Origin of the sequence: Kitasatospora sp. NPDC048407, from assembly GCF_043200475.1 — a bacterium.
Classification (GTDB): Bacteria; Actinomycetota; Actinomycetes; order Streptomycetales; family Streptomycetaceae; genus Kitasatospora.
Genome location: NZ_JBICXW010000011.1, coordinates 19,572 through 41,607, shown reverse-complemented (window position 1 = coordinate 41,607; position 22,036 = coordinate 19,572). Strand labels below are relative to the sequence as shown.

Sequence of the window (22,036 nt, the reverse complement as noted above, 5' to 3'; positions counted from 1 at the left end):
AGAGTGCGGGCCCGGCGACCTGCGCGAACGCCCCGGGGAGGGCCTGGGGGCGGCGCCCTTTCATAGGGAACTGAGAGCTTCCGGTGCCACGGTGGCAGAGCACCACCGAAGGAGGGCCCGTTGACCGTACTGACCAGCCCGACCCGCGCCGCCCGCCGCGCCGCCCCGCGCCAGGGCCTCCCCCCCGACGCCGTCCGGCACGGCGCGCTCGCCCTGATCGCACTCGGCGCCCTCGCCGTGCTCGCCCTGTGGTGGATCGACACCCCGCGAATAGCCGGCGCCGCGGACTGGCTCACCGGCACCGCCCGGATCACCGGCCTGCTGGCCGGCTACGCCGCGCCCGTCCTGCTGCTGCTGATGGCGCGCATTCCGCTGCTCGAACGCGAGGTCGGCGCCGACCGGATGGCCCGCTGGCACGCCTTCGGCGGCCGGTACCTGGTGTCGCTGATCACCGTGCACGTGCTGACCGTCATCTGGGGCTACGCGCTGACCAGCGGCCAGGGCCTGTGGAACCAGGGCGTGGAGATCGTCCTGCACTTCCCCGACATGCTGAAAGCCACCGCCGCCACCCTGCTGATCCTCGGCACCGGCGCGGTCTCCGCCCGGGCCGCCCGCCGCCGGCTCAGCTACGAGGCCTGGTACTACCTGCACCTGGCCACCTACCTGGCCGTCGCACTCGGCTTCGGCCACCAGCTCACCACCGGCGCCGACCTGGCCGACAACAAGGCCAAGGCCCTCTGGTACCTGCTGTACCTCGGCACCGCCGCCGTCCTCGGCTGGTACCGGCTCCTGCGGCCGTTCCTGCGCGACCGCCGGCACCGGCTGCGGGTCGCCGAGGTCCGGCCCGAGGGGCCCGGCGTGGTCTCGGTCTTCCTGACCGGCCGGCACCTGGACGAGCTGCGCGCCGAGCCCGGCCAGTTCTTCCGCCTCCAGTTCCTCACTCCCGAGCTGCGCTGGGCCGCCAACCCCTACTCGCTGTCCGCTCCCCCGCACCCGCACTTCCTGCGCTTCACCGTCAAGGGCCTGGGCAAGCACAGCGCCGCCGTCGCCGGCCTCACCCCCGGCACCACCGTCCGGGCGGAGGGCCCGTACGGGGCGTTCACCGCACGGCGCCGCCACGGCGGGCCGGTGCTGCTGCTCGGCGCGGGCGTCGGCATCACCCCACTGAGGGCGCTCTTCGAGACGCTGCCCGGGCAGCTGACGCTCGTCCAGCGGGCCCGGCACCCCCAGGACCTGCTGTTCCGCCACGAGCTGGCGGCCGTCGCCGCCGGGGGCCGGGGCAAGCGGGTGCACGAGCTGCTCGGTAGCCGCGAGCAGGTCGGCGACCTCGGTGCGGCGCTGCGCCGGCTGGTGCCGGACCTCGGCCGCCACGAGGTCTACCTGTGCGGGCCGGAGGCGTTCACCGCCGAGGCGGTCCGCGCGCTGCGCGCCGCCGGGGTCCGGCCGTCCCGCATCCACCACGAGTCCTTCGTCTTCTAGGAGCCCCCACCGCCATGCGCCGAGCCGTCATCACCGCCTCCGCGACCGCCGCCGGGGTCGTCCTGCTGCTCTCCCTGAAGCCGCACGACCCGTCCGGCGCGGCCGCCATCTCCTCCTCCGCCGTGGCCGGGGGCACGGGGAGCACCAGCAGCCAGGCCTCGTCCCCGAAATCCCCGTCGTCCCCGTCGTCCCCGTCGTCCTCGCCCGGTACCGGCGGTGCCACCCGGACCGTCACCGGCAGCGCCATCAACACCCGGTACGGGCCGGTGCAGGTCCGGGTCACCATGAACGGCAGCGCGATCGGCAAGATCGACGTGATCCAGTACCCCAACCGGGACCGCCGCGACCAGGAGATCAACAGCTTCGCCGTCCCGCAGCTCAACCAGGAGGCGATGGCCGCGCAGAACGCGCACATCGACGTGGTCTCCGGCGCCACCTACACCAGCGACGGCTACACCCGCTCCCTGCAGAGCGCCCTGGACCAGGCGGCGAAGAAGTGACCGCCACCCACGTCGAGCACGTGATGGGGACGGTCTTCTCCTTCACCGTCCGCGACCCCGGCGCCGGGACCGCCGACGCCCTCGCCCGGATCGTCACCCGCCTGCACTGGATCGACGCGGTGTTCTCGCCGTACCGGCCGGAGAGCGAGATCAGCCGGCTCGGCCGCGGCGAACTCGCGCTCGCCGACTGCGACCCCGAGGTCGCCCGGGTGCTGGAGCGCTGCGCGGAGCTCGCCGCCGAGACCGACGGCTACTTCACCGCGACGCCCGGCGGACACCTCGACCCGAGCGGCTGGGTCAAGGGCTGGGCCGTCGAGGAGGCCTCCCGCACTCTGCGCGAGTCGGGCTCCGACCAGCACTGCGTCAGCGGCGGCGGCGACGTGCAGACCGCCGGCGGCCCCTGGCGCATCGGCATCGCCGACCCGCACCGCCCCGGCGCGGTGGCCCGCGTGGTCACCGGCCACGACCTGGCCGTCGCCACCTCCGGCACGGCCGAGCGCGGCCCGCACATCGTCGACCCGCACACCGGCCGTCCCGCGACGTCCTACGCCTCGCTCACCCTGGTCGGCGACCGCCTCGCGCACCTGGACGCCCTCGCCACCGCGGCCTTCGCGATGCCGCACGCCCTCGAGTGGCTCACCGCGAGGGGCGTGCCCGCGCTGCTGATCCACCCGGACGGACGGCAGGAGGAGACCCCCGGCCTGCCGTGACCGCCGGGGTGGACGGTGACGGTGTGTCAGGGTGCGGCGGGCTCGACCGGTCCGGTCTGCACGCCGAGCGCGGCGAGCGCCTGCCGGTGCTCGGCCCGTGCGCGTCCGGCCCGGGTCCGGGTACGACGGAACGCCCGGTGCTCCGAGGAGCGCCGGGCGTCCGGTGTTCCGTCCCGGGGGCGCTGGGCCCCGCCGTTCCGCGCACCCGGCGGGGTGTGCGCAGCGGCCTGACGCGGGATTACTTCTTCTTGCCCGGGATCATGCAGAGGCCCGCGATCACCAGGAAGGAGACGATCGGGAGGGCGACAAACAGGCCCAGGGTCTGGCCGACGCTCAGGCCGGCGCCCGGGTCGTCGCCGTCGTCGCGTACGAGCGCCATGGCGGGCGACGACATCAGCATCATCAGCGTGGCCGCCGCGGTGACCGCACCGGCGCGCATTGCGTTCCTCTTGTCCACGTTTCACAACTTACCGGCCCCCTACACCGGGTCGCCCGGCGGGGTGCGCCTGTCGGCGTGTCCCGCCGCCGGAGCGACGGACGGAACGCCGGACGGAACGCCTGGTAGGGCGCCGGGCGGGACGCCGAGCGGGGCGAGGGTGGCGGCGATGGCGGCGGTGCCGGGGGCGGCGGCGATCCGCTCGAGGGTGCGGGGCGTTCCGGTGCTGTCGGCGACGGGGAGCCGCCAGTTGGGGTACTGGTCCCAGGTGCCGGGGAGGTTCTGCGGGCGGGGGTCGCCGACGGTGTCGGGCAGCCAGACGCCGACCAGCCGGGCGGGGGTGGCGCGCAGGTAGGCGTGGAGCGCCTCGGGGGTGACGGGTGCGCCGTCGGCGAGCAGGCCGAGGCGGACGAGTTCGCGCTGCCAGTCGGCGAGTTCGGTGGCGGCGGCGTGCTGCTCCTCGGCCAGCGGGCGGGCCAGCAGGCCGAGTTGGTGACGCAGTGCGACGTGGTCGCCGGTGAGCCGGGCGGCGGTGCTGGGCAGGTCGTGGGTGGTGAGGGTGGCGAGGCAGCCGGCCCGCCAGCGTTCCGGGGGCAGGACGGCGCCGCCCGCGTGCCAGTCGCGTTCGAACCAGAGCACGGAGGTGCCGAGCACGCCGTGTTCGGCGAGCCGTTCGCGGACGCCGGGTTCGACGGTGCCGAGGTCCTCGCCGATGACGGCGGTGCCGGCCCGGTGGGCTTCCAGGGCGAGGACGGCGAGCATCGCCTCGGCGTCGTAGCGGACGTAGGTGCCTTCGGTGGGCCGGGCGCCGACGGGTACCCACCAGAGCCGGAACAGGCCCATCACGTGGTCGATCCGGATCGCGCCGGCGTGCCGGGCGGCGGCGCGCAGCAGTTCGGCGAACGGGCCGTAGCCGGTTTCGGCGAGGGTGTCGGGGCGCCAGGGCGGCAGGCCCCAGTCCTGGCCGTGGGCGTTGAAGGCGTCGGGCGGGGCGCCGGTGGAGATGCCGGTGGCGAGGACGTCCTGCAGGGCCCAGGCGTCGGCGCCGTCGGGGTGGACGCCGACGGCGAGGTCATGGATCAGGCCGATTGGCATGCCGGCGTCGGTGGCGGCGCGCTGGGCGGCGCGCAGTTGTTCGTCGACCAGCCAGGCCTGCCAGCGGTGGAACTCGACGCGGTCGGCCAACGCGGCTTTCTCGGCGGCGACTTGGGGGTTGGACGGGTGGCGCAGCCCCTTCGGCCAGGAGTGCCAGGCCGCGCCGTGCACCTCTGCCAGCGCGTTCCACACCGCGTACCGTTCCAGCCACTCGCCCTCGCGGCGGACGAACGCCCGGTACGCGGCGTCCCGGCCGACGCCGCGCGGCACGGTGTGCAGCAGTTCCAGTGCCTGCTGCTTGAGGGCGCGGACCGAGTCGCGGTCGATGAGCGCGTCGTGTTCGAGCACTTCCTCGCGCAGCAGCCGGGCGCGGCGGGCCAGGTCGCGGACCTCGTCGTGGCGGGTGTACTCGGGGATCGCCTCGATCCGCAGGTGCACGGGGTCGGCGAAGCGGCGGGAGGACGGGCGGTACGGGGACGGATCGGAGGGGACGCCGGGCATGCCCGCGTGCAGCGGGTTGATCTGCAGGAAGCCGGCGCCGAGTTCGGCGCCCGCCCACTGGGCGAGGTCGGCGAGGTCGGTGAGGTCGCCCATGCCCCAGGACTGGTCGCTGAGCACCGAGTACAGCTGTGCGAGAAAGCCCCAACTGCGCTGCCGCGGTTCGGGGATGCGCGCCGGGGCGACGATCAGCGCGGCGCGGCCCGCCCGTTCACCGGCTGTCACGTGCAAGACGTGCCGGCCGAGCGGGACGTCCTCCGGGAGCCACCAGGAGTGGTCGTGCGTCAACTCCCAGGAGCCGCCGCCCTCCAGTTCGACCCGCACCCCGGCGTCGGCCGGCAGGTCGAGCGCGGTGCGCCGGCCCTGCCAGGCGACCACGGTGGGCGGCAGCAGCCGCTGGGCCTGTTCGGCGCGGTGGCGTTCCAGTGCGGCGGCGGCCAGTTCGGGCGTTCCGGCGTCCACGCCGAGGGCGGCGAGCACCGTGGTGAGGGTGCGCGGCGCGACCTGGACCGGCCCGGCGCCGGCGTCGTAGCTGGTGTCCACCCCGTGCGCGTGGGCCAGTGCCAGCAGTTCCGGTGGTGCGGGCGGGTTGTCCTCCGCCGGCACCTGATCGGTTCCCAGCTGCTCTCGGTCAAGGTATGCGGCCACCCAGCGCACTCCGTCCTCGGGCTCCCGAACGCGACAGGCACAGTCCTACCCGCGCGCCCGTCCGCCGACCCCGACCGACACGGCGGCCCGTCGGCACCGGACGGGTGAACGTTCCGTCGGCGGGTTGCCGCGAGCGACGGCGATAGCACTGTAATACCGGGCGATAACGGACATAGCTGCCAGGGGCGTTGACAGGGACGCGGAGAGCTGATGGGCTGGTCGGGCCGGATGGCCATGGTGGGCCGGGGCGGGCTGTGGGGGCCGGTGAGCTGGATGTTTCGGGCGAGGAGGCTCCGGTGCAGGCGCGGGTGTCGGTGGCGGCCGGACGTCGGCTGCGGCAGCAGTTGGAGCAGGGAACGGCACTGCGTGAGGTGCTCTACCACCCCGCGGCGCTGACGGCGCGCCGGACGGCGGCCCGGACGGCCCGTCAACTGGCGCCGCGCGCCGCGGACCGGTTCATCGCCGACATCAAGGGAACGGACCCGCTGCTGGCCTCGGTGCGCGCCGAGCGGCGGGCGGGCCGGCGCGGCAGTTCGCTGCGGCTGGCGGCGACGCTGTCGGCGGCGGCCGTGGTCGGCGGGCTGCTGATCCCCGCGCAGAGTGTCGCGGCGCAGCCGGGCGGCCGGCAGACGGTTTCCGCCGAGGTGGACGTCCCGGGCGCGGCCGAGGCGCCGCTGCCGCTGGGTTCGCTGGCGGACCCCCAGGTGTTCCCGCGCCCGCAGCAGTTGCGGCCGGGCGGCAAGCCGGTGGCGGTGCCCAAGCGGGCGACGCTGGTGATGGCGGACGGCGCGGACGGCCCGGCGGTGGACGCGGTGCGCGCGCTGCTGACCAGGGCCGGCGCCGCCGAGGTGGAGACCGTCCCGGAGGCGCCGGCGACGCCGGCGGCGGGGTCGCTGGTGGTGTACGTGGGCGGCCCGCGCGAGGGCGCGGGCGGGCCGACCGACCGGGCGCTGCGCTCCCTCGCGACGGCGGCGGGCCTGAAGGACACCGAGGTACCGGCGCTGACCGGCCTGCCGTCCGGCGGCCACCTGCTGGCGGTGGGCCAGCTGCCCACCGCGGGCGGCGCGTACGGCGCGGTGGTGCTGGCGGGCATCGACGGCGAGGGCACGTTCTACGCGGCGCAGAGCCTGGCGCAGCTGCTGGCGCCGATCGGCCCCGGTCAGGGCCAGGGCGCGGCGGGCGACAAGGGCTTCCCGGGCGTGCTGGTGCGGGACTGGCCGACGGGTGCGGCGGTGCGCGGCACCGCCGAGTCGTTCTACGGGGAGCCGTGGAGCCCCGAGCAGCGGCTGGCGGCGGTGGACTTCCTGGGCCGCACCAAGCAGAACTTCTTCCTGTACGCGCCGGGCGGCGACCCGTACCGTTCGCGGCGCTGGCGCGAGCCCTACCCGGCCGACCAGGTGCGGGAGTTGACCGAGCTGGCGGGCCGGGCCCGGGACAACCACGTGACGCTGGCGTACTCGGTGAACCCGGGGCAGTCGTTCTGCTTCTCGTCCGGCAAGGACCTGGACGCGCTGATCGCGAAGCTCGACGGGCTGCGTCAACTGGGCGTCCGGGCGTTCCAGTTGGACTTCGCGAACGTCTCCTACGACGAGTGGCACTGCGGCACGGACCGCCGCAAGCTGGGCACCGGGCCGGCGGCGGCGGCGAAGGCGCAGGCCGCGGTGGTGGCGGCAGTGCAGAAGCGGCTGGTGGCGCCGCACCCGGAGCTGGCGCCGCTGTCGGTGGTGCCGACCGAGTTCCAGAAGCAGGGTGCGACGCCGTACCGGGCGGCGCTGGCGGCGGGGCTGCCCGCCGAGGTGCAGGTGGTGTGGAGCGGCGGCGCGGCGATCGCCAAGCAGGTCACGGGCGCTCAGCTCACCGAGACCGCCGAGCTGTTCCGCCGTCCGCTGATGACGCTGGACAACTATCCGGTGAACGACTCGGCGCCGGACCGGCTGTTCCTGGGCGGCTACGGCGGCCGCGATCCCGAGGTGGCGCAGCGCTCGGCGGTGCTGCTGACCTCGGCGATGAGCCAGCCGGTGGCGTCCCGGATCCCGCTGGCCACCGCCGCCGACTTCGGCTGGCAGCCGGGCGGCTACGTGCCGGAGCGTTCGCTGTCCTCGGCGCTGCGGCTGCTGACGGCCGGCCCGGCGCAGCGGGCCGCGGTGGCGGCGCTGGCGGGCAACAGCGCGTCCTCGCCGCTGGGCGACAAGGAGTCGGCGTACCTGGCGCCGCTGGTGGAGCGGTACTGGGCGACGGTGGAGCCGGCCTCGGGCGCGCCCGCCGACCAGGCGAAGGTCAAGGAGGCGGCGCAGCCGCTGCGCGAGGCGTTCGCGGTGATGGCGGACGCCCCGAAGACACTGGCGGGCGACCCGCTGGGTACGGACGCCGCGCCGTGGCTGGCCCGGCTGGCGGCGTACGGCGCGGCGGGCCGGGCCGCGCTGGACATGCTGACCGCGCAGCACGCCGGCGACGGCACCGCGGCCTGGCAGGCCCGGCTGGAGCTGGGCCGGCAGCGCGCGGTGCTGGAGCAGAACCCGGTGACGGTCGGCAAGGGCGTGCTGGACGCGTTCCTGGACCGGGCGACGAAGGCCGCCGACACCTGGGCGGGCATCACCACCGGCGCCTCCCCGACCACCACCCTGGGCACCGCGCACGACCACGGCCCGGCGCTGATGGCGGACGGTTCCGCGACGACGTTCTACTGGTCGTCGGCGCCGCCGCAGGTCGGCGACAGCTTCGGCCTGGACCTGGGCACCGCGAAGCCGCTGGGCACCGTGACGGTGCTGATGGGCGGCCACGGCGACGACCCGGACTCGGCCTCGGCGGCCGACGACTACCTGCACGACGGGGTGCTGGAGTACTTCAGCGGCTCGGGCGGCTGGCAGCCGCTGACGACGGTGCACGACCAGCGGGTGGTGATCGCGAACGCCCCGGCGGGCGCGGTCGCCAAGGCGGTGCGGCTGCGCGCCACCGGCGGGCAGAAGACCGCCGTCGCGGTGCGCGAGTTCACCGCCGGCGCGCCGAACGCGGTGGACGCCGAGGTCAGCGGCCCGCCCGCGGTTCCCGGCTCGTCCCCGGAGGCGGTGCTGTCGGGCGACCCGGACTCGGCGTTCCGGGCGGCGGCCCCGCCCAGCGCGGGCGACGCCCCGCTGACCGTCGAACTGGGCACCGCTCGCCCGCTGGACCGGCTCACCGTACTGACCGACCCGGCGGTGCGCGCCGAGGCGACCGTGCAGGTGCGGCACCCGGACGGCAGCTGGGCCGACCTCGGCCAGGTCCGCCCCGGCTACAACGAGCTGCGCGCCGACGGCAGCCAGGTGGACGCGTTCCGCATGGTGTGGCGGCCCGGCGGCGAGGCCCCGGTGGTCAACCAGGTGATCCCCTGGTACGCGGACGTCCCGGCGGCCCGGCTGACGCTGGCCGAGCCGACTCTGGACGTGGTGGCGGGCGCCGCCCCGGTGCAGACCAGGGCCACCGTGGAGTCGGGCCGCCCGGACGCGCTGACCGGCGAGCTGAAGGCCGAGGTCCCGGCCGTCGCCAAGGGCCTGACGGTGGCGCCGGCCGGGTCCGTGACGGTGCCGCGCGGCGGCAAGGCGGGCGCCCCGGTGCAGGTGTCGGCGGCCGCCGACACCCCGTCGGGCACCTACCGGGTGCCGCTGGTGTTCACCGCGGGCGGGGTCACCGTCCGCCAGGAACTCCAGGTGCACGTGGTCCCGCCGACCGGCGGCCCCGACCTGGCTCGTTCCGCCAGCGCGTCGTCCTCGGGCGACGACAGCGGCAAGACCCCGGCGGCGGCGATCGCCGACGGCAACCCGAAGACGTCCTGGAAGGCCCCCGCGAAGGACGACGCCTGGGTGCAGCTGCGGCTGCCGCAGCCGACCCGGCTGGGTGCGGCGGTGCTGCACTGGGGCGACGCGTACGCCTCCCGCTACCGGGTGCAGACCTCGCCCGACGGGCTGGTGTGGACCACCGTGGCGGTGGTGGACAACGGGCAGGGCGGCACCGAGACGGTCCGCTTCGACGCCGCCGACGCGCAGTACCTGCGGGTGCAGGGCGTCAGCCGGGCCGGCCGCTACGGCTACACGCTGTCCGCGGTCGAGCTGTACGGCGTCACCGGCTAGGTCTGTCGGCCGGACAGGCCCTGGTCACCGGCTAGGTCTGTCGGCCGGACAGGCCCTGGTCACCGGCCGGCCGGATACACGGCGGGCCGCCGACGCTCCCGCTGCGGGGTGCGCCGGCGGCCCATGAGGCGTACCGAATGTCGTGTCGGGCAGGCCCTTGTCTGGTCAGGCGGAGAGCGGAGCGTGCTGCTCGCCGCGTCGGACGGGACGGGTGCGGACCGGGGACGGAACGGCCAGCTCCGGATGGTCGTGGTGCTCGAAGTCCCGGAACTGGTCGAGGCCGCCGTACGGCTCCAGGTAGGGCCGCCAGCGCGGATCCTTGATCCCGGTGCCGATGACCCGCCAGGCCAGGCCGCTGGGCGCGGCCGGGGGGCGCTTCATCCGCCAGCCGAGGTCGGCGAGGTGCCGGTCGGCCTTGGTGTGGTTGCAGCGGCGGCAGGCCGCCACCACGTTGTCCCACCGGTGCTGACCGCCCCGGCTGCGCGGGATCACGTGGTCGACACTGGTGGCGGCAGCCCCGCAGTACACGCACCGCCCGTGGTCGCGGGCGAACAGCGCGCGCCGGGTGAGCGGCACGGGGCCTCGGTAGGGAACCCGCACGAAACGGGTCAGCTTGACGACGGACGGCGCCGGAACGGCGCTGGTGGCGCTGTGCAGAGTGGTTCCCGCGTCCTCCAGGGCGATCGCCTTGTGGTTGAGGACCAGGATGAGTGCGCGTCGCATCGAGACGACACCGAGTGGCTCGTACGACGCGTTGAGGACAAGGACATGCGGCACGGGGCCTCCTTGGACGCCTGCGGCGCGTGGCTCGCGCCGAGTCGAGCGGGCGATCGTGCCCCCTGCGGGACGCGATCTCCCTCAGTGTCGCCTTACGCCCTCGTACGACGCCACCATTTCTCTGTGAACGGGCCGCACGCCCGGGTGGACCCCGCACTGCCGCCCATAGGCGGTATGCCCAGCTCGGGGCCCACCTGCACCCACCGTGGCCGGGGCGGCGCGGACGGTGGCCGGAACCGGTCTGACGGGCCGTCCGGGCGGGTGAACGGGGGCGTGGGGGCCCGCACGGCAGGCCCTAGAGTGGGGCGATGCTCGCCGACTCTTCCCCCGACCCCACGACGCCGACGTTCAACCTGCCCACCAGTGCCGCCGATGTGACCGACTCCACCCGGCAGGCCGCCAGCTGGCTCGACGACAACTGGCAGGGCTGGCTGATCGACGGGCTGCGGATCGTCTTCATCCTGCTGCTCGCGCTGATACTGCGGGCGGTGGTCCGCAAGGTCATCGACAAGCTGGTCGCCCGGATGGGCCGCCCCGCCGAGGCGGACAACGACCACGGCGTGATCGGCGGGCTGCTGGCCAACAGCGGCGTCGTCAACACCGAGCGCCGCCAGCAGCGTTCCGAGGCGATCGGCTCGGTGCTGCGCTCGGTGTCGTCCTTCAGCATCCTCGGCACCGCCTCGCTGATGGCCCTGTCGGTGCTCGGCGTGGACCTCGCGCCGCTGCTGGCCTCCGCCGGTGTGGCGGGTGTGGCGATCGGTTTCGGCGCGCGCAACCTGGTCACCGACTTCCTCTCCGGCGTCTTCATGATCATGGAGGACCAGTACGGCGTAGGCGACGAGATCGACACCGGCGTCGCCACCGGCACCGTGCTGGAGGTCGGCCTGCGGGTCACCAAGCTGCGCGGCTCCGCCGGCGAGATCTGGTACATCCGCAACGGCGAGGTCAAGCGGATCGCCAACATGAGCCAGGGCTGGGGCACCGCCTCGGTGGACGTCCAGGTCGGCTACAAGGAGGACCTGGAGCGGGTCGAACTGCTGGTCACCGAGGCCGCCGAGCAACTCTCCAAGGAATCCCCCTACGACGAGCTGATCTGGGGCCGGGTCAAGGTCCTCGGCATCGAATCGGTCGCCGTCGACTCGGTCGAGCTGCGGATCGAGGCCCGCTGCACGCCCGGCAAGTCCGCGCAGGTCTCCCGCGCGCTGCGGCTGCGCATCAAGGCCGCGTTCGACCTGGCCGGCGTCAAGCTCAAGGAGGAGGCGGCCGCCGCCGTCCCCGCCCAGGCCCCCGCCCCCGAGATCCTGCCGCCGTCCGCGCTGGCTGACCCCAGCTCGGCGCGGTCGCTGGCGGCCAAGCCGATACCGCCCCAGGCGTAGGCGCTTTGCCGTACAACGACGGCCGGGGCCCGGGGAGTTCGCACTCTCCGGGCCCCGGCCGTCTGCTGTCCGCCTGGTCAGGCGCGGCGCCTGCGGACGGCGATCAAGAGACCGGTGCCCGCGAGAAGCAGGATCGCTCCGGCGGTCAGGGCGTACGTCAGGACCGTGTCGTTCGTGCCCGTGTAGGCCAGGCTGCCGCCCGACGGCTGCGAGCCGTTCTGCGACGGCTGTTCCGGCTTCGGGGTGGGGGCCGGGGTGGTGGGCGGCGGGGGGATCAGCTGGTTGACGGCGGTGGTGGTGATCCCGGCGTCGAGGTGGTCGTCGTCGAGGACGACCGGGCCGAGGACGGGCTGTTCAGGGGCCTGGTAGCCCTTGGGCGGGGTGACCTCCTGCCAGTAGTACGTGCCCTTGTCGGCGTTGGTGGTGCAGGTGCCGTCCTCGCCGGTGGTGCACGGGTCACCGACCTTGGTGTCGGCGTCCTGCTGCAAGCCCTCGGTGCCGTTGGATTCGCGCCACAGCTGGAACACCGCGCCGGGCAGCGGCTTGCCGTCCTGGTCGTGCTTGACCAGGCGCAGTCCGCCCTGCTGCTGCATGAAGCCGAAGTCGAAAGTGTGGTCGTTCTGACCGGGGCCACCGGTCTTCAGCGCCCGCTCGACGTAGGTACCGCCCTTCGGGACGGTGCCGTCGGAGTCGATCAGGCGGCTGTCACCGACGTTCGCCTTGGTCGGCACCCAGTGGTACAGCGGGCCGCCCTTCGCGTAGTCGGCGGGGTTGTCGAGGCGGATGGTGTAGGCCGTGTTGGGCTTGAGTCCGCCCGTGACGTTGGTGTTGTCGAAGTAGTACTCGCCGCGCGGGGTGGTCTTCGCCGTGCCGACCTTCTTGCCGTCCGCGTCGTACAGGTTGACGGTCGCGCCCGGAACCGGCTTCTGCTGCGGCAGTTGGAGACCCGAGCGCTCCGGGTCGTACCAGACCCGGTTGCCGATCTGGAGCGGCGCCCGGTCGCAGAGCACCTCCAGGTCCGCCATGGCCGCGCCCTTGCCGAAGCTGGAGCGGCCGTCGGAGAGTTCCTGGCCCATGCCCGGGTCCTTCTCGCCGGTGCGCAGGGTGAACATGGTGCCGGCGGTGACGATGTGTTCGAGCACGTCGTAGCCGGAGCTGGCGATGGAGTTCTCGACCTTGGAGAGCGCCATGCCCGCGTACGTGGCGTAGGTGTGCGAGTTGTTGAGCCGGCTTACGTCGTAGAAACCCTTGCCCCGGGTGGTCATCCCGCAGCCGAGGTTGACGTCCATCACGTAGCTGTCACCGGACTTGCACGCCTTGTTCAGGTCACCCGACGCGAGCGCCCTCACGCCGCCCGGCGGGGCCGGATTGTCGGCACTCGGATAGAAGTTGGCCTGGTCGGGATAGCGGTCGCGGAAGGACAGCAGCATGGAGCCGTCCGTCTCGAAGCCGATCTCGCCGAGCTCGGGCTGCCCGTAGAAGTTGCAGGTTCCGCTGGTCGGCCTGGCGTCCGTCCACGGGTACCAGTAGTAGCCGGAGCAGATCCTCGCCGGAGTACCCCGGTGGTCGAGCGGCTGGTTGAGGACGGCGGCGCCGAAATTCCCGGTGGCCGGGTCGAACGGCAGCACGATCGCCCGCACGTCGGCGAGCTTCTGGGTGGACTGGCCGGAGCAGACACCGCCGACGTACCCGACGCCGTCCTGCATGCCGAGGCCGAACGGCCGCCAGTCGTCCGCCGACGGGCAGTCGGCGGGGGTCGGGATGCTGTAGACCGCCTTGGGCTTCTCGGCCGTGGCCGTGGTCGCGTCGTAGCGGTACAGCTTGCGGTCGTTGAGGTTGACCACGTACAGGTCGTGGCCGTCCTCGGTGAGCTTCAGCCCGCCCAGGCTCTCCTTGCCGGGCGCCGCCATGAACGCCGGGTCGAGGTCGCCGCCGTGTGCGCTGCTGCCGGCGTCCGGGACGGTGGTGAACAGCTTGGTGGTCTTCGTCCCCGGGTCGGTGACGTAGATCGCGCCCGGGCCGCCGGGGCCGTAGCGGGTGTCGCGCTTGGCCTGGGCCGAGCTGAACAGGCGCCGGCCGTCCCGGTCCCAGGCGATACCGAACACGTTGCCGGTGTCGGTGGCGGTGCTGAGGTCGGTGACGTCCTGGTTGATGCCCCGGGACCGGTACGGGTAGCTCAGCAGGGTCCGCTTGCCCGCCGGGTCGATGATCGCGGGCTGGCAGGCCGTCGCCAGCGGGGCGTTCTGCTGGCAGTAGTCGGACGGGTTCCACAGGCCGGTCGTCAGCGTCGCCTGCTTGCCCGCCGACAGGTCGACGAACTCGGTGTTGCTGCTCAGCTTGCCCGGCCCGCCCGCCAGCCCCTCGTGGGACGCGAACGCCGGGTACAGCACGCCCGGCTTCGGATTGACCACGTCCACGCGGTACTTGCCGCTGGTGGTCGACTTGCTCGGCTTCAGCGTCACCGTGCCGTCGGCCGCCGTCACGGCTGTCCGCACCGCGCCGTCCTCGCCGGTCAACGTGACTGTCACCCCGGCCATGCCGGGCTCCAGCGCCGGGCTGTACGTCCCGCTCTCGTCAACGGCGCGGACCACCCGCACCGTCACCGAGCCATCCGCAGTCGCGGCGGGCGCGGAGACCGCCGGGCCCGTGGCTATCCCGGCCGCCAGCAGAGCGGCCAGCGCGGCAGAACGCCGATAACCGCTTCTCTTGATTTGCACCTTCTCCCCTCCTGTCGCGGCGCCCGCTCCCCCCGGAGCGGACGTCGATGTGTCGGAGGTTAGCGGTCCGGCGCGAACTTCGGAACTTGGCCCTCCACTTCCGTCGCCACAGAACAACAGGCGGGTGTGGCGGCCGGCTTGACGGGGCCTCAGGCTGTTCCTCGCTCGGACCGGAAAGGGCCCCGGGAGAGTGTCCCGGGGCCCTGTCACTGCTGCCGGGGCGTCAGTGGGTGCGGCGCTTGCGAACCGCGATCAGCAGACCCGCGCCGGCGACGAGCAGGATCGCTCCGCCGACCAGGGTGTACGTCAGGACGGTGTCGTTCATGCCGGTGAAGGCCAGGCCGCCCGAGGGCTGCGACGACGGCGCCGGGGTGGGCGTCGGGGTCGGGGTGGGGGCCGGGGTGGTGGGCGGCGGGGGGATGATGTGGTTGACGGCGGTGGTGGTGACGCCGGCTTCCAGGTGGTCGTCGTCGAGGACGATCGGGCCGAGGACAGGCTGCTCAGGGGTCTGGTAGCCCTTGGGCGGGGTGACCTCCTGCCAGTAGTACGTGCCCTTGTCGGTGACGGTGTGGCAGGTGCCGTCGTCGCCGGTGGTGCACGGGTCGCCGACCTTGGTGTCCGGCTTGTCACCGTCGGCCTGGAGGCCTTCGGTGCCGTTGGTCTCGCGCCACAGCTGGAACACGGCGCCGGGCAGCGGCTTGCCGTCCTGGTCGTTCTTGACCAGGCGCAGCGCGCCCTGCTGCTGCATGAAGCCGAAGTCGAAGCTGTGGTCGTTCTGACCGGGGCCGTTGGTGGTGAGCTTCCGCTCGACGTACGTGCCGCCCTTGGGGATGGTGCCGTCGGAGTCGATCAGGCGGTTGTCGCCGACGTTGTCCTTGGTCGGGACCCAGTGGTACAGCGGGCCGCCCTTGGCGTAGTCCGCCGGGTTGTCCAGGCGGATCGTGTACGCGGTCTTGGGCTTCAGGCCGCCGGTGACGTTGGTGTTGTCGAAGTAGTACTCACCGTGCGGCGTGGTCTTGGCGGTGCCGACCTTCTTGCCGTCCGCGTCGTACAGGTTGACGGTGGCTCCCGGAACCGGCTTCTGCTGCGGCAGTTGGAGACCCGAGCGCTCGGGGTCGTACCAGACCCGGTTGCCGATCTGGAGCGGCGCCTTGTCGCAGAGCACTTCGAGGTCGGCCATGGCCGCGGCCTTGCCGAACTTCGAGGTGCCGTCGGTGAGTTCCTGGCCCTGCCCGGGGTCCTGGGCTCCGTTGCGGAGGGTGAACATGGTGCCGGCCGACCACGCGTGGTCCATCACGTCGTAGCCGGAGGTGGCGATGGAGTTCTCCACCTTGGACAGCGCCATGCCCGCATAGGTGGCGTAGGCGTGCACGTCGCCGATGCGCCGGGTGTCGTAGAAGCCCTTGCCGCGGGTGGTGATCCCGCAGCCGAGGTTGACGTCCAGCACGTAGGTGTCGCCGGACTTGCACGCCTTGTTGAGGTCACCGGAGGCGACCGTCAGCATGTATTCGGCGCCGAAGACCGCGCTGGACTGGTCGGAGTAGCGGTCGCGGAACGAGAGCAGCATGGAGCCGTCGGTCTCGAAGCCGATCTCGCCGAGCTCGGGCTGCCCGTAGGTGTAGCAGGTGCCGTCCGTCGGCTTGGTGTCCCGCCACGGGTACCAGAAGTAGCCGGAGCAGACGCTCGCGGGCGTGCCGCGGTGATCCATCGGCTGGTTCAGCACGGCCGCACCGAACTTGCCGGTGGCCGGGTCGAACGGCAGCACGATCGCCCGCACGTCGGCGAGCTTCTGGGTGGACTGGCCGGAGCAGACACCGCCGACGTACCCGACACCGTCCTGCATGCCGAGCCCGAACGGCCGCCAGTCGTCCGCCGACGGGCAGGCGGCGACCGGAATCGGGTACACGGCCTTCGGCGCGGAGGCGGTGGCCGCCGTGGCGTCGTAGCGGTACAGCTTGCGGTTGTTGAGGTTGACCACGTACAGGTCGCGGTTGTCCTCGGTGAGCTTCAGCCCGCCGAGGCTCTCCTTGCCGGCCGCGGTCAGGTAGGCGACGTCGCCGTCGGCGGTGTGCGGGGTGTTGCCCGCGTCCGGGACGGTGGCGAACAGCGAAGTGGTCTTCGCCGCCGGGTCGGTGACGTAGATCGCGCCCTCACCGCCGGGGCCGTAGGGCGCGTCGCGCTTGGCCTGGGCGGAGCTGAACAGCCGCCTGTCGTCCCGGTTCCAGGCGATGCCGAAGACGTTGCCGGTGTCACCCGAGGTGCTGATGTTGGTGACGTCCTGGTTCACGCCCCGGGACCGGTACGGGAAGCTCAGCAGGGTGCGCTTGCTCGCCGGTTCGGTGAGCGCGGGCTGGCAGGCGGTGGCCAGCGGGGCGTTCTGCTGGCAGTAGTCGGACGGGTTCCACAGGCCGGTGGTGACGGTGGCCGTCTTGCCCGCCGACAGGTCGACGAACTCGGTGTTGCTGCTCAGCTTGTCCGGCCCGCCCGCGAGACCCTCGTGGGAGGCGAACGCCGGGTACAGCACGCCCGGCTTCGGATTGACCACGTCCACGCGGTACTTGCCGCTGGTGGTCGACTTGCTCGGCTTCAGCGTCACCGTGCCGTCGGCGGCGGTGACGGCGGCGCTGACCCTGCCGTCCTCGCCGGTCAGCGTCACCGTCACGCCGGCCATGCCGGGCTCCATGGCCGCGCCCGACCACGTCCCGCTCTCGTCCACCGCGCGGATCACCCGCACCGTCACCGAACCGTCCGCGGTGGCGGCGGGCGCGGAGACCGCGGGGCCGGTGGCGATTCCGGCGGCGAGTAATGCCGCCAGTGCGGCGGAGCGCCGGTAGCCGCTTCTCTTGAGTTGCACGTTCCTCCCCTCCTCTTGTCGGCGCCCGCTCCCCCGGAGCGGGCACACGATTCAACGGAGGTTAGCGTGTCCGGGTCGGGCTTCGGAACAGCGCCCTCCGCTTTCCCCACAAAGGGGTAACGAGCTTTGTTGACAAGGTGACTGACGGACCGTCAGTTCCCGGGATCCGAGGTCGCCCCACCCACCCCTGCCGACACTCCGGTAACGAACGCGCATCCGACCGTTGACAACCGCGCCCCGGCGATTGGAAACTTTCCTAACAGTTGGCCGTGTCGGCGTCACCGGATGGAGGATGATCGGGCCCGTGACCACCCAGAAGAGTTCCCGTTCCCCGCTGGCCGGCACGCCCAGCCTGCTCCGGGCCATAAACGACCGCGCCGCGCTGGAACTGCTGCTCGCCAACGGCCCATTGTCCCGCACCCAGATCGGCAGCCTGACCGGCCTGTCGAAGCCGACCGCGTCCCAGCTGCTGGCCCGGCTGGAGGCCGCCGGCCTGGTGGTGCCGGTGGGGACGACCGCGGGCGGGCCGGGGCCCAACGCCCAGCTGTACCAGGTGAATCCGGCGGCGGGGTACGTCGCGGGGCTGGACGTGACCAGCACGACGGTGCGGGTCGCGGTGGCCGACATCACCGGGGTGACGCTGGCGGAGCATCAGGTGCCGTGCAAGGGCTGGCCGGCGGCGAAGACGGTGGAGCGGGTCGCGGAGGCGGTCGCCGAGACGGTGCGCCGCGCGCAGCTCCCGCCGGGTTCGCTGCGCGAGGTGGTGATAGGGATCGGCGGCGCGCCGGACCCGGTGACCGGCAAGCTGCGGTACGCCTCGCACCTGCCGGGCTGGCACTCTCCGCGCCTGCTGGAGGAGTTGGCGACGGCGATCGGCGCGCCGGTGTCGATCGAGAACGACGTGAACCTGGCCGCGGTGGCCGAGCAGTCCGTGGGCGCGGCGGCCGGGTGCGAGGACTTCGTGCTGCTGTGGGCCGAGGAGGGCATCGGCGCGGCGATCGTGCTGGCGGGCCGGCTGCACCGCGGGTTCACCGGCGGCGCGGGCGAGGTCGGCTACATGCCGGTGCCCGGCGCGCCGGTGTCGTTGAGCGCCCGCCGGAAGCACTCCGGCGGGTTCCAGGACCTGGCCGGCGAGCCCGCGGTGCTGGCGCTGGCCCGGGCCCACGGGCTGCGAGGCGCCGACGCGGCGCAGGCGGTGGCCGCGGCCCTGGACGCCCCGGAGGGCGAGGCGTTCCTGGCGGAGCTGGCCGAGCGGTTGGCGGTCGGGCTGGCGGTGATCGCCTCAGTGGTCGATCCGGAGCTGGTGGTGCTCTCCGGGGGGACGCCGACCGCCGGCGGTGAGCGCCTGCGCGAGCTGGTCCAGCAGGCGCTGGGCCGGATGTCGCTCCCCCGGCCGGAGGTCCGGCTGTCCGCCCTCCCCGGGTCGCCCGTCCTGGCCGGTGCTCTGCAACGCGCGCTGGCGACCACCCGGGACGCCCTGTTCAGCACCCGCTGAGACCACCGATCCGAGCAGCACGAACGTCCGCCCCGCACGTCCGATCCGCACGTTCCGCTCCCCTTCCCCCGCACGGGTGCCGGCCGCCCGGTCCGCCGCCCGTACCCCTCGTCAGGAGTGCAATCCCGTGGACACCACCCGCAGCTCCCCACGCGCCCGCCGCCCGCTGGCCGCGCTCGCCGCCGCGCTCTGCACGGCCGTTCTGGCCTCCGCCTGCACCGGCACCGACTCCGGTGGCGCGGAGGACGGTTCGGCGTCCGGGCAGGACGTGACGATCACCTTCTGGCACGGCTGGAACCAGGACAACGAGGTGAAGGCGATCAACGACAACGTCGCCGCCTTCGAGAAGCTGCACCCGAACATCCACGTCAAGGTGCGGGGTGACATCGCCGACGAGAAGAGCGAGCAGGCGCTGCGGGCCGGCGGCCCGGACGCGCCGGACGTGGTGTCCTCGTTCAGCACCGACAACGTCGGCAAGTTCTGTTCCTCGCACGTGTTCGCGGACCTCGGGCCGATGCTGGCGAAGGACGGCATCGACCCGGCGAAGACCTTCCCGTCGGCGATGCTCAAGTACAGCCAGTACCAGGGCAATCAGTGCACCCTGCCGCTGCTCGGCGACGCCTACGGCCTGTACTGGAACAGGACCGCGTTCGCGAAGGCCGGGATCAGCGGCCCGCCGAAGACGTTCAGCGAATTCGCCGAGGACGCCGCGAAGTTGACGATCCCCAGCGGCGACTCCTTCCAGCAGCTCGGCTTCATGCCGAACTACCACGGCTACGAGACGCCGATCGCGCACTACCTCGGCCAGTTCGGCTCCAGCTACTTCGGCCCGGACGGCAAGTCCAACGTCGCGACCGACCCGACGGTGGCGGCCGAGCTGACCTGGCAGAAGCAACTCGTCGACCGGCTCGGCGGGTTCGAGAAGCTGGAGAAGTACCGGACGAGCTTCGGCGACGAGTACAGCGCGAAGAATCCGTTCAGCACCGGGCAGGTCGCGATGAGCCTGGACGGCGAGTGGCGGGCCGCCGCGCTGGCCGACGACAAGCCGTCCTTCGAGTGGGCGACCGCGCCGTTCCCGGTGCCGGACGAGCTGGCCTCCACCTACGGGCGCGGCTACCAGACCGGCACCATCATCGGTGTCGCCAACGGTTCGAAGAAGCGCACCGCGGCCTGGGAGTTCGTCAAGTACCTGACCACCGACACCGACGCGGTGGTGTCCTTCGCCAACGCGATCCACAACGTGCCGAGCACCCTGGCCGCGCTGGACTCGCCGAAGCTGGAGGCCGACGCGAACGTCAGGACCTTCCTGGACATCGCGCGCAACCCGAACTCCTCGACCACCCCCGCCAGCGTCAACGGCGGCGCCTACCAGATCTCGCTGCAGAACCTCAGCTACGAGGTCGAGTCCGGCAAGATCACCGACCTGAGGGCCGGGCTCACGGCCACCGCCAAGGAGATCGACGACGCCGTCGACCAGGCGAAGAGGTGACGGTCGTGAGTACCCCCGTCCCGCCGGCGCTGCGGGCCAAGCGCCGGCGGGAGCGGGCCAGGACGCTGGCGTTCCTGTCCCCGTGGCTGATCGGGTTCGGCGTCTTCTTCCTGTACCCGCTGGTCTCGACGGTCTACTTCTCGTTCACGCACTACGACGGGTTCCTCGCGCCGACCTTCTCCGGCCTGCGGAACTGGGAGTACGTGTTCACCAAGTACCCGTCGTTCTGGAAGGGCCTGGGCAACACCCTGTGGCTGGTCACCGTGATGGTGAGCCTGCGGGTGGTGTTCGGCCTCGGCATCGGGATGCTGATCACCAAGGTGAAGTCCGGCGCCGGGTTCTTCCGCACCGCCTTCTACCTGCCCTACCTGGCGCCGCCGGTGGCCGCCACCATGGCGTTCGCGTTCCTGCTGAACCCGGGCACCGGCCCGGTCAACCACCTGCTGGGCGAGCTTGGCCTGCCGCAGCCGGGCTGGTTCAACGACCCGGCCTGGTCGAAGCCGGCGCTGACCCTGCTGGCCATGTGGGGCATCGGCGACCTGATGGTGATCTTCATGGCGGCGCTGCTGGACGTCCCCAGGGAGCAGTACGAGGCGGCCGAACTCGACGGCGCGAGCGCCTTCCAGCGGTTCCGGTACGTCACGCTGCCGAACATCTCGCCGATCGTGATGTTCGCGGTGGTCACCGGGGTGATCCAGACCATGCAGTACTACACGCAGGCGATCGTCGCGGGAAAGGTCGCCTCCGGTGTGATCGGCGGCTCCGGGCAGCAGTTCGAGCCCGGGTACCCGTCCGGTTCGACCTGGACGCTGCCGCAGATGGTCTACAACCTCGCCTTCCAGCGCTCCGACTACGGCTCGGCCTGCGTGGTCGCGGTGATCCTGTTCGCCCTGTCGATGGCGTTCACCTCGCTCCTGCTGCGCCGCAGGTCCGGATTCCTGGCGGAGGACTGATCCCCGATGACACTCGCCCCCGCCCTGCCGCGCGAGGCCGCCGCCCCGGTCTCCACCGCCGCCCGCACCGCCCGCCGCCGGGCCGCCCTCCACTGGGTGGCCGTGCACGCGCTGGCGATCGCCGCCGCGCTGTTCTTCCTGCTGCCGTTCGTGTTCGTCTTCCTCACCTCGGTGATGACGGACCACCAGGCGCTCACCTCCGACCTGTGGCCCACCCGCTGGCAGTGGTCGAACTTCGAGAAGGTCTGGAACACCCCCGGCTTCCTCACCTGGTGGCGCAACACCCTGCTGTACGCGGCGGCCGGCACCGCGCTGACCGTCGCCTCCAGCCTGCCGGTGGCGTACGCGCTCGCCAAGTTCCGCTTCCGGGGCCGCAATCCGGCGCTGATGGCGGTGGTGTCGATGATGATGCTGCCGCCGCAGGTCACGATCATCCCGATGTACCTGTTCTGGGCGAAGCAGCTGCACCTGACCGGCTCGCTGTGGCCGCTGATCGTCCCGATGGCGTTCGGTGACGCGTTCTCCATCTTCCTGCTGCGCCAGTTCCTGCTGACGATTCCCCGGGAGTACCTGGAGGCCGCCCGGATCGACGGCTGCGGCGAACTGCGCACCCTGCTGCGGGTGGTGCTGCCGATGGCGAAGCCCGCCGTCGCCGCCGTCGCGCTGTTCCAGTTCTTCTACTGCTGGAACGACTACTTCGGCCCGCAGATCTACGCCAGCGACAACCCCGGCGCCTGGACGCTGAGTTACGGCCTGGAGTCCTTCAAGGGCGCCCACCACACCAACTGGAACCTCACCATGGCGGCCACGCTGCTGGTGCTGGCGCCGGTGATCGTTCTGTTCTTCTTCGCGCAACGCGCCTTCATCGAAGGCGTCACACTGACAGGGGTCAAGGGCTGATGTCCG

General features: G+C 72.7%; 14 protein-coding genes. 9 read left to right on the top strand and 5 right to left on the bottom strand.

Annotated features, from left to right (window positions below; all coding sequences use genetic code 11):
* Positions 1-120: 120 nt before the first annotated feature.
* From ACGFWJ_RS20920 to ACGFWJ_RS20910, 3 genes are read left to right on the top strand one after another with little or no spacing between them, the layout of a single operon-like run.
* Positions 121-1,479 (top strand): ferric reductase-like transmembrane domain-containing protein, encoded by a 1,359-nt coding sequence (locus ACGFWJ_RS20920; RefSeq protein WP_392951653.1) that lies wholly within the window; start codon positions 121-123, stop codon positions 1,477-1,479.
* Between the two features lie 14 nt (positions 1,480-1,493).
* Positions 1,494-1,979: an FMN-binding protein gene (locus ACGFWJ_RS20915; RefSeq protein ID WP_392951650.1), complete on the top strand. Its 486-nt coding sequence runs from the start codon at positions 1,494-1,496 to the stop codon at positions 1,977-1,979.
* A 23-nt stretch (positions 1,980-2,002) separates the two neighbouring features.
* Positions 2,003-2,689 carry an FAD:protein FMN transferase gene (locus tag ACGFWJ_RS20910; protein WP_387646677.1) on the top strand — a complete coding sequence of 229 codons (687 nt, stop codon included), beginning with the start codon at positions 2,003-2,005 and terminating at the stop codon, positions 2,687-2,689.
* 238 nt (positions 2,690-2,927) lie between these two features.
* Here ACGFWJ_RS20910 and psbW read toward each other — a convergent pair whose 3' ends face one another.
* Complete coding sequence (gene psbW, locus ACGFWJ_RS20905) at positions 2,928-3,146, bottom strand: photosystem II reaction center protein PsbW (RefSeq protein WP_387646538.1); 219 nt, start codon at positions 3,144-3,146, stop codon at positions 2,928-2,930.
* Positions 3,147-3,167: 21 nt separating this feature from the next.
* Positions 3,168-5,324: a 4-alpha-glucanotransferase gene (gene malQ / locus ACGFWJ_RS20900; protein WP_392952011.1), complete on the bottom strand. Its 2,157-nt coding sequence runs from the start codon at positions 5,322-5,324 to the stop codon at positions 3,168-3,170.
* 338 nt (positions 5,325-5,662) lie between these two features.
* Between malQ and ACGFWJ_RS20895 the strand changes: the two genes are divergently transcribed.
* On the top strand, positions 5,663-9,469 hold the full coding sequence (locus tag ACGFWJ_RS20895; protein WP_392951647.1) for a beta-N-acetylglucosaminidase domain-containing protein: 3,807 nt from the start codon (positions 5,663-5,665) through the stop codon (positions 9,467-9,469).
* A 165-nt stretch (positions 9,470-9,634) separates the two neighbouring features.
* On the opposite strand, the gene ACGFWJ_RS20890 is transcribed toward ACGFWJ_RS20895, so the two are convergent.
* On the bottom strand, positions 9,635-10,246 hold the full coding sequence (locus tag ACGFWJ_RS20890) for an HNH endonuclease (protein WP_387646544.1): 612 nt from the start codon (positions 10,244-10,246) through the stop codon (positions 9,635-9,637).
* A 308-nt stretch (positions 10,247-10,554) separates the two neighbouring features.
* Here ACGFWJ_RS20890 and ACGFWJ_RS20885 point away from each other — a divergent pair, with 308 nt between their 5' ends.
* Positions 10,555-11,622, top strand: coding sequence for a mechanosensitive ion channel family protein (locus ACGFWJ_RS20885; RefSeq protein WP_392951644.1), 1,068 nt, complete (start codon positions 10,555-10,557; stop codon positions 11,620-11,622).
* A gap of 77 nt (positions 11,623-11,699) precedes the next feature.
* On the opposite strand, the gene ACGFWJ_RS20880 is transcribed toward ACGFWJ_RS20885, so the two are convergent.
* The gene (locus tag ACGFWJ_RS20880; protein ID WP_392951641.1) at positions 11,700-14,339 is read right to left on the bottom strand and encodes a SpaA isopeptide-forming pilin-related protein; all 2,640 of its coding nucleotides are present in this window, start codon (positions 14,337-14,339) and stop codon (positions 11,700-11,702) included.
* Positions 14,340-14,562: 223 nt separating this feature from the next.
* Complete coding sequence (locus ACGFWJ_RS20875; RefSeq protein WP_392951639.1) at positions 14,563-17,193, bottom strand: SdrD B-like domain-containing protein; 2,631 nt, start codon at positions 17,191-17,193, stop codon at positions 14,563-14,565.
* 304 nt (positions 17,194-17,497) lie between these two features.
* Between ACGFWJ_RS20875 and ACGFWJ_RS20870 the strand changes: the two genes are divergently transcribed.
* From ACGFWJ_RS20870 to ACGFWJ_RS20855, 4 genes are all read left to right on the top strand, one after another.
* Complete coding sequence (locus tag ACGFWJ_RS20870) at positions 17,498-18,688, top strand: ROK family transcriptional regulator (RefSeq protein WP_392951636.1); 1,191 nt, start codon at positions 17,498-17,500, stop codon at positions 18,686-18,688.
* Between the two features lie 127 nt (positions 18,689-18,815).
* A complete protein-coding gene (locus ACGFWJ_RS20865; RefSeq protein ID WP_392951633.1) occupies positions 18,816-20,177 on the top strand; it encodes an extracellular solute-binding protein in 1,362 nt (453 codons plus the stop codon).
* 5 nt (positions 20,178-20,182) lie between these two features.
* Entirely contained in the window at positions 20,183-21,130 is a 948-nt protein-coding gene (locus ACGFWJ_RS20860) for a carbohydrate ABC transporter permease (RefSeq protein ID WP_387646558.1), read from the top strand.
* Between the two features lie 6 nt (positions 21,131-21,136).
* A complete protein-coding gene (locus ACGFWJ_RS20855) occupies positions 21,137-22,030 on the top strand; it encodes a carbohydrate ABC transporter permease (protein WP_392951630.1) in 894 nt (297 codons plus the stop codon).
* The last annotated feature ends 6 nt before the right edge of the window (positions 22,031-22,036 follow it).

Coding starts and splice junctions, on each gene's coding strand:
- ACGFWJ_RS20915 (WP_392951650.1), top strand. CDS start 1,494: ATGCGCCGAGCCGTCATCACCGCCTCCGCGACCGCCGCCGGGGTCGTC.
- ACGFWJ_RS20910 (WP_387646677.1), top strand. CDS start 2,003: ATGGGGACGGTCTTCTCCTTCACCGTCCGCGACCCCGGCGCCGGGACC.
- ACGFWJ_RS20885 (WP_392951644.1), top strand. CDS start 10,555: ATGCTCGCCGACTCTTCCCCCGACCCCACGACGCCGACGTTCAACCTG.
- ACGFWJ_RS20855 (WP_392951630.1), top strand. CDS start 21,137: ATGACACTCGCCCCCGCCCTGCCGCGCGAGGCCGCCGCCCCGGTCTCC.